Raw genomic sequence first — 15,035 nt, forward strand, 5'->3', positions numbered from 1 at the left:
ATTGCTGCATCAAAATGAAAAAGGCGGGAAATTTCCCGCCTTTTTCGTTTGTCATGGATCGAACAATGACGAGCGCAAAGAACTCAGGCTGCCCTTGCTGGCGCGATGGGCTGCAAGCTATGCCTCCAGCATGAGGAAATACGGTCGCACCTTTCATCTGCCGATATCGGTCGGAGCCACCAGCGACGACAAGGTCATGGCGTCGCTTGAAGGACTAAGGGTGGCTGATCTTGTGGTCACCGAGAAGATGGATCGAGAGAACACAACCCTTCATCGCGATGGCTCTCACGCGCGCAGTCCCGATAGCCGTTATCATCCATCCCGAGACTGGCTGAAGGCATTTGCAGCAAATGTTTCACCGCAACTTGCTGACGATGAACGGATTGTCGGCGAGAACCTCTATGCCCGACATTCGGTTGCGTATGATGCGCTGCCGTCATTTTTTCTTGGCTTTGCATGGATCATCGGGACCGAGATTCAACCGTGGGATTTGACCCTGGCCCGGTTTGAGGAACTGGGCATCACTCCTGTTCCCACGCTCTATCGTGGGCCTTTCAGCCCCAACCTCTTCGACAATCTGGCTGCGTCCCTGGATAAGGCCAAGCAAGAAGGCTTTGTGGCTAGGGTTGCCGAAGCATTTGCTGAGGCAGACATGCCCATTCGCATGGGCAAATATGTACGGGCAGGACATGTCCAGAGTGAAACCCACTGGATGAAGGCAGAACTGGTCACCAACCGTCTGGCAGGCGGCTAAGGTTCCTGGGTCTCAAGCGCCTCGCCGGGTTCGCTCAGATCACCGAATCCGTCCAGCCCACGATATCCTTCGCCGCCTCGCCGAAGGCGCTGTCGAGCGCGCTGACATAGGCCGGATTGCCGCTGCCCGAGACGGGAGCGGATGCGGTGAAGCTCTTCGAGGCGCGCACCTCGCCGTTGCGGTCGTTCAGGATGCGCACGAAGAGATTGACCTCGGCATGCTCGCCACCATTGACGCGGACTTCGAAGGAGCGGATCTCGACGATCACCTGGTAGTCGATCGCCAGCCCCTCGCCCGGCTTGCCGACGCCGGCAAAGCTTCCGGAGCGCTGGAAGGTTTCGGCGAGCCTCGCCTGCACGATCAGCGGCAGCCGGTCGGCCCATTGCGCGCCCTTGAGATACTGGATCGAGCGATCTGACGGCTTGATGACGATGTTCTGGCTGTCCAGCGCCTTGAGCGCGGAGGGCTGGGCGATCAGGATCTGGCGGCGGCTGTGGCCACGGGCGTCGATCGACGGGGCGGACAGCTCGAACGTATCGAGCGGCGCCGGCTTGCCTCCCAATGCCGCGCAACCAGCCAGCGTCAAGCCAAGCAAAACGACTGCCGATCTATACCCACCCAATCCGAACGTCACGCGTGATCCCCACTGTCCCCGGATCGTATGATGAATCCGCATCCGCGGTCCATGTAATTGCTGCGGGCAGGCACGGAAGTCAACGCCGTGCCCTGCCATCGAACTGCCGGACCTCGCCGTCGCCGCCCGACAGGATGCGCTGCGGGTTGCGGCTGAGATCGGTCACCGCCTCTTCGATGCGGCTGATCGAACGCCGGCTGTCCTGGACCAGCGCCTCGACATTCGATAGGCCCTGGCCCGAGAAGCGCGCAATATTGTCGGTGATCGTGCCAAGCCGGGCGTTCAGCGTGTCGGCGACCTGCTTGAACGACTTCAGCGTGTCCCTGGCATCGGCCATGACGCCGTCGGCCTGGCCCGAACCGAGCAGCGTATCGACCCTTTTCAGGATGCCGTCGACGCGCACCGAGGCATCGTTGAGGCGCGACGCAAGCTGTTTGGCGTCCTTGATCGTCTCGTCGATGTCGTCGGCCCGGTCGGCGAACTTGTCGGTCACCTGGGCGATGTCGGCGGCGGCCTTGTTGGCATTTTCGCTGGCCTTCTGAATGTTGGCGAGCGCCACGCGCACTTGTGCCGGATCGATGCCGTCGAGCACATTGTCGACCTTTGCCAGCGTGCCTTGCGTGCGCTTGGCGAAATCGTTGACCGAGCCGACCGCGGTATCGACGTTCTTGATCACGCCGTCGAGCTGTCCGCTGGTCTCCTTCAGATTGGCGGTGACGGCGTCCACATTGGCGACGATGCTCTTGATCTTGTCCTTGTCGACGGCATTGAGCAGGCCTTCGGCAGCCTTCAGTGTGCCGTCGAGCTTGCCGGAAACACCCTTCAACTCGTCCGACAGCGCGCTGACGGCGGTCAGGAACTTGTCGATGCCGTCGGCATTCCTGGCCAGCGCATCGGAAAATGTCTGGGCGTTCTTGACGGTCTGAGTCAGCGGCCCGCGCACATCCCTGGTGAACCCTTCTAGGTCGGAAAGCACCTTGTCGGCGCGGGTGAAGATGTTCTGCGCCGTCTGCAGCAGGTTGGTGACCGCTGACGGATTGGCGATGATCTCGGCCGTCCTGCCTTCCTTTGCCGCCTCATCCAGCAGGTTCGGTTCCTTGGGATCGGCGCCCTTCAATTCGATGTTGACCTGGCCGGCAAGGCTGGCGATGCCGATATCGGCCTGCGTCGATTTGGTGAGCGGCGTTGTCTGGTCGATCTCGGTCGTAGCAATGGCGGCATTCGGGTCATTGCGGTCGAAATAGACGCGCTTGACCACCCCGACCTTGACGCCGTTGAACAGCACCAGACTGCCGGGGCCGAGGCCGGAGGCCGAACCCTGAATGCGCACGCGCAGCTCCGCCGTCTCGCCGCGATCACCGATCTGGGCGGTCCAATAGACGAACCCGAACGCCGCCAGGATCGCAGCCAGGGTGAAAATGCCGACAATTACGTAGTTGGCTCTGGTTTCCATTGCCCCACTTATGTCTATGCGCGCGCGGCAAGATCAAGTTGCCGAGCGCGTTTTCCGCGGAAATAGGATTTGACCCACGGTTCTTCGCTTTTCAGCATGTCGTCGATCGTGCCTTCGACCAGGATTTTCTTGTTGCCGAGCACCGCCACGCGGTCGCAAGCGGTAAACAGCGTGTCGAGATCGTGCGTCACCATATAGACCGTCAGATCCATCGTATCGCGCAGCTTGACCACCAGTTCGTCGAATTCGGACGCGCTGATCGGGTCGAGGCCGGAAGTCGGCTCGTCGAGGAAGACGATGTCGGGGTCGAGCGCCAGCGCCCGTGCCAGGGCGGCGCGCTTGATCATGCCGCCCGAAAGCTCCGAGGGAAATTTTTGCGCGGCGTCCGGCGGCAGGCCGACCAGTTCGATCTTGAGCAAGGCCAGCTCGTCCATCAGTTTATTCGGCAGATCGAGATATTCGCGCATCGGCACCTGCACGTTTTCCTGCACGGTCAACGCCGAAAACAGGGCGCCGTGCTGGAAAAGCACGCCAAGGCGCATGTCGATGCGCAACCGCTCGATGTCGCTGGCCTTTTCGAGGTCGAGACCAAACAGCTTGATCGTGCCGGACTGCTTGTGCAGCAGGCCGAGAATCGTGCGCAGCAGCACCGATTTGCCGGCGCCCGAGGCGCCGACGAAACCGAGGATTTCGCCGCGCTTGATGTCGAGCGCCAGTTTGTCGAGGATCAGCTTGTCATCCAGGGCAACGGTGATATCGCGCACCGACAGCACGATATCGTCTTCTTCCATTCCCTGCACAGCCTTGGTCGCCTTTGAGTTTCTGCGCATCATGTCAAAACTCGATCGATGCGTAGAAGATGGCAAAAAGGCCATCGAGGATGATGACAACGAAGATCGATTTCACAACCGAGGCGGTGACGTGCAGACCCAGCGATTCGGCGCTGCCGCCGACCTTCATGCCTTCTACGGAAGCAATGGTGCCGATGATCATGGCCATGAACGGCGCCTTGATCAGCCCGGCGAAGATGGTGCTGATATCGATTGCCCCGCGCAGCCGGTCGATGAAGGCCGTCGGCGCAATACCGGAATAAAGCCAGGCGGCTAGGATGCCGCCGCCAAGAGCGGCAAAATTGGCGACGATGGTGAGACAGGGCAGCGCGATCACCAGCGCCACCAGGCGCGGAAACACCAGCACGCCGATCGGGTTGAGGCCGATGACCTTCAGCGCGTCGACCTCCTCGCGCATCTTCATCGAGCCGATCNACCAGCACGCCGATCGGGTTGAGGCCGATGACCTTCAGCGCGTCGACCTCCTCGCGCATCTTCATCGAGCCGATCTCGGCGGTGATGGCGCTGCCGGAACGGCCGGCGATCATGATGGCGGTCATCAGCACGCCGAGCTCGCGCAGGATCAGCACGCCGACCAGATCGACAACGAAAATGTTGGCGCCGAAATAATTGAGCTGGTAGGCGCCCTGCTGGGCGACGATGGCGCCGACGATCGCCGACATCAGCACCACCACGGGGATGGCGCCGACCCCCATGCGATCGATCTGGTTGAAGATCGCCGCCGGATTGATGGCATGGCCGCGCCCGAGCTTCATCTGGGCGCCGCCGATGGTGGCGCCGAGGATGTTCATCGAGGCGAGGAAATCGTCGCGCATCTCATAGATGCGGCGGCCGACCGCCTCCAGCCCGCGGAGGATGATGTTGGGGCGCCGGACGCCGCGCGATTCGGGCTCGCGCCGGACAGCTTCGCCAACGGCGCCGAGCAGGATCGAGGCGACATCGCTTTGCCCCTGCATCTTGATCTCGACACCCTTCTTTTCGAAGACACTGACCAGGCGATCGATCAGCCAGGCTCCGGCGGTGTCCATCTTCTCGATGTGGGAAAGATCCAAAGCGAGCGTCTGGAAGCCTTTGCGCTGCTCGATCTTGCGCATCTCGGCGTCGATCAGCGCCACTGTCGTCGTCGTCCAGATGCCGGAGAAAGCGCAGCCGAGGACGCCGCCCTCCTCGCCGACCGCAACGCGGGGCTGGTGGTCGGCCTCCTTGGCGGCGTTGCCGCTTGCGTCGCGTTTGCCGATGGTCAACATGGCGTCCTGTTTAGCCTGACGGGTCGTACCTGTCGATTTGCCGACGACGCGTTGTCGCATAGCCGGAGCAGAAAATTATGGCGCGTGTCATTTCGGTTGAGGCCGAGCGTTTTCCTATTGCCGGCACCTTCACCATCTCGCGCGGGTCGAAGACCGAAGCCGAAGTCATTACCTGCACGATCAGCGATGGGGACAATCGAGGTTGGGGCGAATGCGTCCCCTACAAGCGCTATGGCGAGACCATGGAGGGGGTGCGCGACGCCGTCGAGGCCATGCGCCGGCAGATAGAAGGCGGCATCAGCCGCAAGGACCTGCTCGATGCGATGCTGGCGGGTGCTGCCCGCAACGCCATCGATTGCGCGTTGTGGGACCTGGAGGCCAAGATCAGCGGCGTTGCGGTCGCGGACGCCATCCATGCTGTGCCCTTGTCGGCGCTGGAGACGGCCTACACGCTGTCGCTAGGCGAGCCGGAGGCAATGGCGGCGCAAGCCCGCGCCAATGCCGGGCGGCCGCTGCTCAAGGTCAAGATTGGCGGCGACAACGACATGGCCCGCATCCGCGCCGTGACCCAAGCGGCGCCCGACAGCCGCATCATCCTCGACGCCAATGAAGGCTGGACCGATGCCAACATCATCGAGAATCTCGCTTTCGCCGCCGAACATGGCATAGCCCTGATCGAACAGCCGCTTCCCGCCGGCCATGATGCCATCCTGCGCCACATCGCGCATCCGGTGCCGATCTGCGCAGACGAAAGCGTCCACGAGGCGAAGGACCTCGAAGCGCTTGTCGGCCTCTATGACGCCGTCAACATCAAGCTCGACAAATCCGGCGGCCTGACCGCCGCCCTTACCCTTCGCAACCGCGCCCGGGAGCTGGGATTCGGCGTGATGGTCGGCTGCATGGTCGGCACGTCGCTGGCGATGGCGCCGGCAGTGCTTTTGGCGCAAGGCGCCGACTTCGTCGACCTTGACGGTCCGCTGCTGCTTGCCCGCGACCGCCAGCCCGGCCTCGTGTACCAGGGGTCGCTGGTGTCACCGCCTGACAGGATGCTGTGGGGCTGAACGCGCGGCGAGCCCGATCAGCGCCAGGCCGACGATGGCGATCGGGATCATCGCCAGGAAGCCGTCGACGCCGTAGCGCTCGTAAAGCGGGCCGGACGCCAGCGTCACCGCCGCCATGAAGAAGCCGTTGAAGAAATAGGCAATGCCTTGCGCCGCACCCGTGCGTTCTTCCGAAACCGTTTCGCCGATCATCTTCTGCAGGCCGATCAACACCATCGCCACCGACACCGAATGCAGGGTCTGGACGCCGAAGAAACCGGCGACGCCAAGCCCGAGTGGCCAGATCAGCGGAAAGGCGATCCAGCGCACGATGGAGCCGATGCCGGCGATCAGCATCACCTTGACGACCGAGACCGAGGCAAAAATACCGTTGAAAAACAAGAACATGCAGACCTCGGCCACCACGCCCCAGGCCCACAGCAGGCCAACGACGGAATCGCTGATGCCGACCGATTTCCAGTAGATGGAGACAAAGCCGTAGAGGAAGGCATGGCTGGCGGTGATGATGCCGACGCCGAGGGTGAAATACAGGAAATACGGATTGAGAAGGCTCGGCGCCTGATGCTGGATGTCGGCGGCCGAAAGCGGCGAAGCCCGGCGCGGGCGGCCAAGCCGCGGCGCCAGCAATCCGGCGACGAGCGCGGCAGACAATGCCGCAAAGATGATTACCGGCACGGCCTGCGGGCTCGTCCAGGCCAGGATAAAGCCGCCTGCGACGTTGGCGCAGAGATAGGAAATCGAGCCCCATTTGCGCATCGCGGTGTAGTTCGAGCCGAAGCGGCGCACGCCCGACAGCGCGAGCGAATCGGCGATCGGCGAATGCGGCGTCCACACCACCGTCAGCGCCAGCGATACGGCAAGCACCGCCGCATAGGTGGGAGTGAGGAAATAGCCGGCGGAAAGCACCATCGTCGTGGCCACCAGCGCAATATAGACATCGGCCCTGTCCTTCGCCCGGTCCGCCAGCGCGGTCAGCAGCGGCGTCGTCACCACGCGCAGGAACATCGGCGCGGCCAGGATGATGGCGATCTGCTCGGCGTGGAAACCCTGGGCATGCAGCCACAGCGGGAAATAAGGCACATGCGTTCCCAGCGACACGAACAATGTCGCGAAGATCAGGCTCATGCGCAGTTCGAAATGGCGCGGCTTGACGAGTTGTTCAGGCGAGAGCGGCGGCAGCGACATGAATCGATCCAATTACGCTGCACAAAGGGCTGCAACGCAGATCGATCCCTTAACATGCGCGAAAGCGGTCCGAAACTGCCTGGACCAGTCGATTAACAGGAGGGTTATGCCGCTTCGACGACCCTGTCTTCGATCAGCAAGGGGATGAACGGCTCGTCCGGTGCTTCGGGCAGCACCAGCGCCCAGTGGATGATCTCCATCTTGCCGTCGAAATGTTCGACCACCGCCGTGCAGCTCTCCACCCAGTCGCCGGTGTTGATGTACTGCACATCCTCATAAGTCTCGATCGCGGCGTGATGGATGTGGCCGCAGATGACGCCGTCGACATGCGAGCGGCGGGCCTCCTCGGTCAGCACCGTCTGGAACGAGCCGATGAAGTTGACCGCCTTCTTGACCTTGACCTTGGCCCAGGACGAGAACGACCAGTAGGGAAGCCCAAGCAGGTGGCGCAGCCTCGTCACCGCGCGGTTGACCAGCATCGCCGCGTCATAGGCGTAATCGCCGAGATAGGCCAGCCAGCGTGCATTGTGGACGACGGTGTCGAACTGGTCGCCGTGGATGACCAGCAGGCGCCTGCCATCGGCGGTTTCGTGGATGGCGCGGTCGGCAACGACGATGCCGCCGAAATGCACGCCTTGGAACTGGCGCGCGAATTCGTCGTGATTGCCGGCGATATAGGTGATCGAGGTGCCCTTGCGCGCCTTGCGCAGCAGTTTCTGGACGACGTCATTGTGGCTCTGCGGCCAATGCCAGCTGCGCCGCAGACGCCAGCCGTCGACGACGTCTCCGACGAGATAGATGATATCGGCGTCGTGATACCGCAGGAAATCGATCAGGAACTCGGCCTTGGCCGCCTTCGATCCGAGATGCAGGTCGGATATGAACATGCTGCGGAAAGTGCGGGTTTCTGTACCGGACATCAGATCGTCACCGTTGCTTTCGCGCAGGCTATGCCCCGATTCATGCAACAACCGTATGACGGTTGCGATTGGGCCAGCCAAAGGGCTAGCGTGCCGCGCCATTCACAGGAGAAAATCGTCATGGATCTCGGCATCAAGGGCAAGAAAGCCATCGTCTGCGCATCGAGCAAAGGGCTGGGCCGCGGCTGCGCCATGGCGCTGGCCGAGGCCGGCTGCGATCTCGTTGTCAACGGCCGCAATGCCGAGCTGCTGGCAAAAACCGCAGCCGAACTGCGCGAACGCTACGGCGTGAAGGTGACCGAGATCGTCGGCGACGTCTCGAAACCCGAGGTGCAGAAGGCAATCCTGACCGCCTGCCCCGACCCGGATATCCTGGTCAACAACAATGGCGGCCCGCCCTTGCGCGATCTCCGCGAACTCGACCGCGCAAAGATCCTCGAAGGCGTGACGCAGAACATGGTGACGCCGATCGAACTGGTGCAGGCCGTCATCGACGGCATGGCCAAGCGCGGCTTCGGCCGCATCGTCAACATCACCTCGCTGTCGGTCTACGTCCCGATTCCCGGCCTCGATCTGTCGTCCGGCGCGCGCGCCGGCCTGACCTCGTTCCTGGCCGGCGTGGCGCGCACGGTGATCGACCGCAACGTCACCATCAACAGTCTGCTGCCGGGCAAGCTCGACACCGACCGGCTGCGCGGCCCGCATGAGGCCGGCACGATGGAAGACCCGGCAGCGGCCGCAGCGCGCAAGACCCGCATCAGCGCCGACGTTCCGGCCAAGCGACTCGGCACGCCGGAAGAGTTCGGCCAGATCTGCGCCTTTCTGTGCTCGGTCCATGCCGGTTATCTCACCGGCCAGAACATCCCCGTCGATGGCGGCCTCTATGTCAGCGCGTTCTGAAGGGCTCGATGGATAATCGGTAGGATTTCCCCGCAACCAACTGAAATAATTCGATCTTTCCGGACCGGGTTGTTTTAGCAGCTCTTGCGTCATTTGGCGTCGCGAAAAACCATTCTTGCGTGCTAAAAGGCTGCAAAGCAGGTTTGAGGGAGCGGCCGCATGGAAGGCGAGAACAAGAAAACGGCACGTTCGGACCTCGACGAAGCCGCCCTCTACTTCCACAAGCATCCAAGGCCGGGAAAGCTCGAGATCCAGGCGACCAAGCCACTCGGCAACCAGCGCGATCTGGCGCTGGCCTATTCGCCTGGTGTTGCCGCCCCCTGCCTCGAAATCCGCGACAATCCGGCGACCGCCGCCGACTACACGGCGCGCGCCAATCTTGTCGGCGTCGTCTCCAACGGCTCGGCCGTTCTCGGCCTCGGCAATATCGGCCCGCTCGCCTCCAAGCCGGTGATGGAAGGCAAGGCGGTGCTGTTCAAGAAATTCGCCGGCATCGACGTCTTCGACATCGAGATCGACGCGCCGGGCATAGAGCGCATGGTCGAGACGATCTCGGCGCTGGAACCGACATTCGGCGGCATCAATCTCGAGGACATCAAGGCGCCCGAATGCTTCGAGGTCGAGGCGCAGTTGAAGGCCCGCATGGGCATTCCCGTCTTCCATGACGACCAGCATGGCACCGCCATCATCGTCGCCGCCGCGGTGCTCAACGGGCTGGAATTCGCCGGCAAGACCATTTCCGACATCAAGATCGTCACCTCAGGCGCCGGTGCGGCAGCGCTCGCCTGCCTCAACCTGTTGGTCTCGCTTGGCGCCAAGGTAGAGAATATCTGGGTCACCGACCGCTTCGGCGTCGCCTACAAGGGCCGCACCGACGAGATGGATCGCTGGAAAGACCCATATGTGAAGGACACCGAGGCGCGCACGCTGGCCGATGTGATCCTTGGCGCCGACGTTTTTCTCGGCCTGTCGGCCGCCGGCGTGCTGAAGCCGGAATTGCTTGATCATATGGCGCCTAAGCCGTTGATCCTGGCGCTGGCCAACCCCAATCCCGAGATCATGCCGGAGGTCGCGCGCGCCGCCCGTCCCGACGCGATGATCTGCACCGGCCGTTCCGATTTTCCCAATCAGGTCAACAACGTGCTTTGTTTTCCTTACATCTTCCGCGGTGCGCTGGACTGCGGCGCCAGCGCCATCAACGAGGAGATGAAGATGGCCGCGGTCAGGGCAATTGCTGCCCTTGCCCGCGAGGAACCATCCGACGTCGCCGCCCGCGCCTATTCCGGCGAGACGCCGATCTTCGGACCCGACTTCCTGATCCCCTCGCCCTTCGATCCCCGCCTGATCCTGCGCATCGCGCCGGCGGTGGCCAAGGCTGCCTGCGACACCGGCGTCGCGACAAGGCCGATCACCGACTTCGCCGCCTATATCGACCAGCTCAACCGCTTCGTCTTCCGCTCCGGCCTGGTGATGAAGCCGGTGTTTTCGTCGGCCAAGGCGTCGACCGCCAAGCGCGTCATCTATGCCGACGGCGAGGATGAGCGCGTGTTGCGCGCAGCCCAGGTGGTGCTGGAGGAAGGCATTGCCGAGCCGATCCTGATCGGCCGCCCGCACGTCATCGAGGTCAGGCTGAAGCGCTACGGCCTGCGTATCAAGCCGGGCGTCGATTTCGGCCTGATCAACCCGGAAGACGATCCGCGCTACCGCCATTATGTCGACCTGTTGATCGAGCTTGCCGGCCGGCGCGGCGTGACGACGGAGGCCGCGCGCACCATGGTGCGCACCGACAATACGGTGATTGCGGCACTGGCCCTCAAACGCGGCGACGCCGACGCCATGATCTGCGGCCTCGAGGGCCGTTTCGAGCGGCATCTGCGCAATGTGACGCTGGTCATCGGACCACGCGCGGGCGTCAAGGACCGCGACCTGTCGACGCTGTCGATGCTAATCTCGCAGCGCGGCATCATCTTCCTCACCGACACCCATGTCTCGGTCGACCCGACGGCCGAGGAAATCGCCGAAATGACCATATTGGCGGCGGAGGAAATCCAGCGCTTCGGCATCGAGCCGAAGGCGGCGCTGCTGTCGCATTCGGATTTCGGCTCGCGCGATTCTCCCAGCGCGCTGAAGATGCGGCAGGCAGCGGCGATCCTGGCGCGCGTTGCGCCCGACCTGCAATGCGACGGCGAGATGCATGCCGATTCAGCCCTGTCGGAGCATCTGCGCCAGCGCGTCTATCCGCATTCGCGGCTGAAGGGCGAAGCCAATCTCCTGGTGTTCCCCAACCTCGACTCCGCCAACATCACGCTGACCGCGCTGCGCACGATGATGGATGCGCTGCATGTCGGTCCGATCCTGCTTGGCACCGACAAGCCGGCGCATATTTTGACGCCGTCGGTGACGTCGCGCGGCGTCGTCAATATGACGGCGCTGGCGGTGGTCGAGGCGGCGCACAAGGCGCAGGCGGTGGTTCATTTCGGCTGAGTTTCTCACGCAGGCGCGAAGCGGTAATGCCCGGTCTGCTTGAAGGCGAACAGCGTGTCCTCCTCGCGGGCGCCCGACCCGATATTGTGGATGACCAGCGCTCGTTCCGGCACGTCCGCCGTGCGTTCGGATGAGACGATGACGATGTGCGGCAGGTTGCCGGGCAGCATCTGGGTGACGATATCGCCCGGCTGAAAGTCGGGAGGATACTCGCTGGCGGGCAAGGAAACTCCCTTGCGCCCGAAAAATGCGGCAAGATTCCCGACCCGTCGGTGGTCGATGTTTCGATCGGTCGCTTTCAGACCCCAGGTCTTGGGATAGGCGGCGAAATTGGCGGCCATATCCTCATGCACCAGTTTCTGCAGGTCGAGATTGAAGGCGCGGCGATAGGCGCGCACGATGACATCCGTGCACACGCCCCTATCCGGCGCGACGTCGCCACCGGGATAGCCGAGGCGGACATAGGCCGGGTCGTAGAAGGTGGTGACGCCGATCTGCTCACGCGCGGCTTCGACCAATTTGCTGCGCCAGTCCGGAGCGGCTGGATTTTCCTGCGCCCGGGCGGCGGGCGCCGCCAGGCACAGGAGGCCGAACTGCAGTGCGGTTCGACGGGTAATCGCGGTCATGCCAGGTCCCCGGGGCATTGCTGGATCGTGGGATAATTCCGGGGCGATTGCGCCTTTTTCATGCAGCGGTGAGATCGCACAGTTGCCGCCCTATCCAAACGCCTCCTGCAACGCCTCTATGGGCTAAGACCATCTTTGGTTGTAGATTGAGGGAACGGTTAACCGCGAATCCGGTAGACAGGCAGGCAAGCGGGGTTCGGGCAATGACGGGCGGACGATGGAGGCTGAAGCACCTGGCTGCGCTGCTCGGCGCGCTTGTGCTTTCGGCCGTCGCCACCACTGAAACGCAGGCCGCCTCCCGCGTTTGCCGTCAACTGGAAGCCGAGCTTGCTTCTTCATCGAATGGCGGCGGCAATTCCAGCATGGTGCGGAAGTATGACAAGGCCATCTCCCGCCAGTTCGAACAGCTATCAAAGGTGCGCGGTCGTGCGAGCGATGCGAATTGCGGGTTTTCGCTGTTTTCGCGCAATGTCAGCCAATGTGCTGCGCTGAACAGCAGCATCGATCGCATGAACGCCAATCTCGATGCGTTGCAAGCCAAGCGCGCGCAGCTTGCCGGCGGCTCGCGGGGCGACCGCGGCCGCATCCTGGCCGCGCTCGACGCCAATGGCTGCCGCGACGAGCCCGCGCCGCGCCGGGAGCCGCTGCAGGAAGCCAGCCGCGAACCCGACGACGGCAATCTGTTCGACCAGCTTTTCGGCGGCAACCGGCAGATCGACACGCTCGATCAGCCCGATGATCCCGGCGAGGAGCGCAATGTGCGCCGGGTGCTCAATCAGCCCGGCGTGCCGGATTTCCCGACGGTCGGCGGCGAGTTCCATACGAACTGCGTGCGCACCTGCGACGGCTATTTCTTCCCGATGTCGAACTCGGCTTCGCTCGGCGATTTCGAGCGCGACCAGAAGAATTGCGAATCGAGCTGCCCCGGCACCGAAATGCAGGTGTTCTATTCGCGCGGCATGGAAGACGATTCGGCCAACATGACGTCGTCGGTGACCGGCAGGCCCTACAGCGAGTTGCCGACCGCCTATCTCTACAAACAGCCCAACATGTCGCGGCCGCTGGCTTGTGGCTGCAATGCGCAGGCCGGAAATTTCGAGATCATCGGCGGCAACCCGCCACCGCCCGAGCAATCGCAGCCTGATACCGAGACAACGCCATTCATTCCGGTGCCGGCGGCCAAACCCGATCCGGGCGCGGATCCGGAGACGCTGGCGAACGTACAAGGCGGGCTCGACCGCGCTGCCATCAAGCGCCTTGCCGTCAAACCGGTGGTGTCGCCGGTGTCGCTGATCCCGCCGGACCAGCGCAAGGTCAGGGTCGTCGGGCCAACGTTCCTTCCCGACCCAGCAGCGGCAATAGATCTGCAAGCTCCGGCCCGGAAGCAAGTCCGGTAAGCGCCAGTCTCAGCGGCATGAACAGCGCCTTGCCCTTGCGGCCGCTGGCTTCCCTGATCCTGGCCGTCCAGTCCTTCCACACCGTTCCGGTCCACGGCTCTTCCGGCAACAGGTCGAAGGCCTGCTGCAGGAAGTCGCGATCCTCGTCGGAAAATTCCGGCGCGGGCTGCGGGCCGTCGGCAAGGATACGCCACCAGCCGACCGCGTCGCTCAGCCGGTCGAGATTGCCACGCACCGCCAGCCATAACGGCTCGGCCTTGTCGCCGGAGATGCCGAGCACGATCAGCCGATCCCGCGCCTCGGAAAACGGCATGTGGTGCATGAGCGCACGATTGAGCACGAACAGCTCGTCCGGGTCGAATTTGGCCGCCGATTTCGACGTAGCGGCGGGATCGAAGCGCGCGGCCAGTGCCGGCATGTCATGCACCGCCGCGACATTTTCCGAGGTGCCGACAAGGACGGCCAGCGAAGCCACAGCCATCGGTTCGATGCCCTCCTCGCGCAGGCTTTCGATCGACAGCGCACCGCTGCGCTTCGACAGGCCCTCGCCCGAGGCCGTGGTCAAGAGATTGTGGTGGCCGAAGACAGGCGGCTCGGCGCCCAATGCCTTGAACAGCGCGATCTGCACGCCGGTGTTGGTGACGTGGTCGTCGCCGCGGATAACATGACTGACCCCCATCTCGATGTCGTCGACGACCGAAGGCAGCGTGTAGAGATAAGTGCCGTCCTCGCGCCGCAGCACCGGATCGGACAGTGAGGCCAGATCGACGGTTTCCTCGCCGCGCACCAGATCGTTCCAGTGCACTTCGGTGCGTTCGGGCTGCAGCGGATCGCTGGTGAAATTCGGCAGCAGAAAGCGCCAGTGCGGCCGGCGCCCGTCCGACCGGTATTCGGCGATCTGCTGCTGCGAAAGCGCCAGCGCCTCGCGACCATAGACCGGCGGCAGGCCGCGCGTGCGGCGCACCTTGCGGCGCAGGTCGAGTTCTTCGGGGGTCTCGTAGCAGGGATAGACAACGCCGGCTCTCTGCAGCCGCTCCACCGCCGCGTCGTAAGTTTCGAAGCGCCGCGACTGGTATTCGGTGGCGTCGGGAAAAATCCCCAGCCAGTGCAGGTCGTAGAGGATGGCGTCGGAAAATTCCTGCCTCGAGCGGGCAATGTCTGTGTCGTCGAAGCGCTGGATGAAACGGCCCTTGTTGTTCATGGCAAACAGCCAGTTGAACAAGGCGGTGCGGGCATTGCCGATATGAATGCGGCCGGTTGGTGAGGGGGCAAAACGGACGGTAACTGTCATGGGCGGGGCGTAACGGATGCTCTTGGAATTGACAAGACGCGCCCCCGCGCGACGCCAAAGACATAATGCACGCCAGCTAAAATGAAAAGGCTGTGAGCCAGAATCCGGCCGGGCCTGTCTCGGGTGAACCGCTCACCAGCGGTCCACGCCGGCAGAATCGGGCTTTCCTCAGCCGCTTTTTGTCCCCGTTATCCACATATGTGACACACAAGATGTTGGGGTCACAAAAGCT

12 protein-coding genes and 1 pseudogene are annotated in these 15,035 nt (G+C 63.1%); 5 read left to right on the top strand and 8 right to left on the bottom strand.

Features of this window, described 5'->3' with window-relative positions:
* The first annotated feature begins 1 nt into the window (after position 1).
* Entirely contained in the window at positions 2–754 is a 753-nt protein-coding gene (locus X727_RS152905) for an RNA ligase family protein (protein ID WP_245265833.1), read from the top strand.
* 34 nt (positions 755–788) lie between these two features.
* Here X727_RS152905 and X727_RS152900 read toward each other — a convergent pair whose 3' ends face one another.
* From X727_RS152900 to X727_RS01000000164620, 4 genes and pseudogenes are all read right to left on the bottom strand, one after another.
* Positions 789–1,487: an ABC-type transport auxiliary lipoprotein family protein gene (locus tag X727_RS152900; protein ID WP_023834145.1), complete on the bottom strand. Its 699-nt coding sequence runs from the start codon at positions 1,485–1,487 to the stop codon at positions 789–791.
* A complete protein-coding gene (locus X727_RS152895; protein WP_023834146.1) occupies positions 1,468–2,841 on the bottom strand; it encodes an MlaD family protein in 1,374 nt (457 codons plus the stop codon). Before X727_RS152895 ends, X727_RS152900 begins: the two co-directional genes overlap by 20 nt.
* A 14-nt stretch (positions 2,842–2,855) precedes the next feature.
* The gene (locus X727_RS152890; protein WP_196814994.1) at positions 2,856–3,671 is read right to left on the bottom strand and encodes an ABC transporter ATP-binding protein; all 816 of its coding nucleotides are present in this window, start codon (positions 3,669–3,671) and stop codon (positions 2,856–2,858) included.
* Positions 3,672–3,675: 4 nt separating this feature from the next.
* Positions 3,676–4,939, bottom strand: a pseudogene (locus X727_RS01000000164620) (ABC transporter permease).
* Positions 4,940–5,016: 77 nt separating this feature from the next.
* Between X727_RS01000000164620 and dgcA the strand changes: the two are divergent.
* Entirely contained in the window at positions 5,017–6,000 is a 984-nt protein-coding gene (gene dgcA, locus X727_RS152885; protein ID WP_023834148.1) for an N-acetyl-D-Glu racemase DgcA, read from the top strand.
* Here the strand turns inward: dgcA and X727_RS152880 are convergent.
* Entirely contained in the window at positions 5,971–7,185 is a 1,215-nt protein-coding gene (locus X727_RS152880) for an MFS transporter (protein WP_023834149.1), read from the bottom strand. The genes dgcA and X727_RS152880 overlap by 30 nt on opposite strands.
* 104 nt (positions 7,186–7,289) lie before the next feature.
* Complete coding sequence (locus X727_RS152875) at positions 7,290–8,105, bottom strand: UDP-2,3-diacylglucosamine diphosphatase (protein WP_023834150.1); 816 nt, start codon at positions 8,103–8,105, stop codon at positions 7,290–7,292.
* Between the two features lie 120 nt (positions 8,106–8,225).
* Here X727_RS152875 and X727_RS152870 point away from each other — a divergent pair, with 120 nt between their 5' ends.
* The gene (locus X727_RS152870) at positions 8,226–9,005 is read left to right on the top strand and encodes an SDR family oxidoreductase (protein ID WP_023834151.1); all 780 of its coding nucleotides are present in this window, start codon (positions 8,226–8,228) and stop codon (positions 9,003–9,005) included.
* A 159-nt stretch (positions 9,006–9,164) separates the two neighbouring features.
* A complete protein-coding gene (locus X727_RS152865) occupies positions 9,165–11,489 on the top strand; it encodes an NADP-dependent malic enzyme (RefSeq protein ID WP_023745999.1) in 2,325 nt (774 codons plus the stop codon).
* Between the two features lie 5 nt (positions 11,490–11,494).
* Here X727_RS152865 and X727_RS152860 read toward each other — a convergent pair whose 3' ends face one another.
* Complete coding sequence (locus X727_RS152860; protein ID WP_023745998.1) at positions 11,495–12,115, bottom strand: DUF1287 domain-containing protein; 621 nt, start codon at positions 12,113–12,115, stop codon at positions 11,495–11,497.
* 203 nt (positions 12,116–12,318) lie between these two features.
* Between X727_RS152860 and X727_RS152855 the strand changes: the two genes are divergently transcribed.
* Positions 12,319–13,512 (top strand): DUF2865 domain-containing protein, encoded by a 1,194-nt coding sequence (locus tag X727_RS152855; protein ID WP_023834152.1) that lies wholly within the window; start codon positions 12,319–12,321, stop codon positions 13,510–13,512.
* On the opposite strand, the gene gltX is transcribed toward X727_RS152855, so the two are convergent.
* Positions 13,430–14,803, bottom strand: coding sequence for a glutamate--tRNA ligase (gene gltX, locus X727_RS152850; protein ID WP_023834153.1), 1,374 nt, complete (start codon positions 14,801–14,803; stop codon positions 13,430–13,432). The genes X727_RS152855 and gltX overlap by 83 nt on opposite strands.
* Positions 14,804–15,035 lie beyond the last annotated feature (232 nt).

This window comes from Mesorhizobium sp. L103C105A0 (assembly GCF_000502215.1).
In the GTDB taxonomy this organism is placed as follows: Bacteria; Pseudomonadota; Alphaproteobacteria; order Rhizobiales; family Rhizobiaceae; genus Mesorhizobium.

Coding starts and splice junctions, on each gene's coding strand:
- X727_RS152900 (WP_023834145.1), bottom strand. CDS start 1,487: ATGGCAGGGCACGGCGTTGACTTCCGTGCCTGCCCGCAGCAATTACAT.
- X727_RS152895 (WP_023834146.1), bottom strand. CDS start 2,841: ATGGAAACCAGAGCCAACTACGTAATTGTCGGCATTTTCACCCTGGCT.
- X727_RS152890 (WP_196814994.1), bottom strand. CDS start 3,671: ATGCGCAGAAACTCAAAGGCGACCAAGGCTGTGCAGGGAATGGAAGAA.
- dgcA (WP_023834148.1), top strand. CDS start 5,017: ATGGCGCGTGTCATTTCGGTTGAGGCCGAGCGTTTTCCTATTGCCGGC.
- X727_RS152880 (WP_023834149.1), bottom strand. CDS start 7,185: ATGTCGCTGCCGCCGCTCTCGCCTGAACAACTCGTCAAGCCGCGCCAT.
- X727_RS152875 (WP_023834150.1), bottom strand. CDS start 8,105: ATGTCCGGTACAGAAACCCGCACTTTCCGCAGCATGTTCATATCCGAC.
- X727_RS152870 (WP_023834151.1), top strand. CDS start 8,226: ATGGATCTCGGCATCAAGGGCAAGAAAGCCATCGTCTGCGCATCGAGC.
- X727_RS152865 (WP_023745999.1), top strand. CDS start 9,165: ATGGAAGGCGAGAACAAGAAAACGGCACGTTCGGACCTCGACGAAGCC.
- X727_RS152860 (WP_023745998.1), bottom strand. CDS start 12,115: ATGACCGCGATTACCCGTCGAACCGCACTGCAGTTCGGCCTCCTGTGC.
- X727_RS152855 (WP_023834152.1), top strand. CDS start 12,319: ATGACGGGCGGACGATGGAGGCTGAAGCACCTGGCTGCGCTGCTCGGC.
- gltX (WP_023834153.1), bottom strand. CDS start 14,803: ATGACAGTTACCGTCCGTTTTGCCCCCTCACCAACCGGCCGCATTCAT.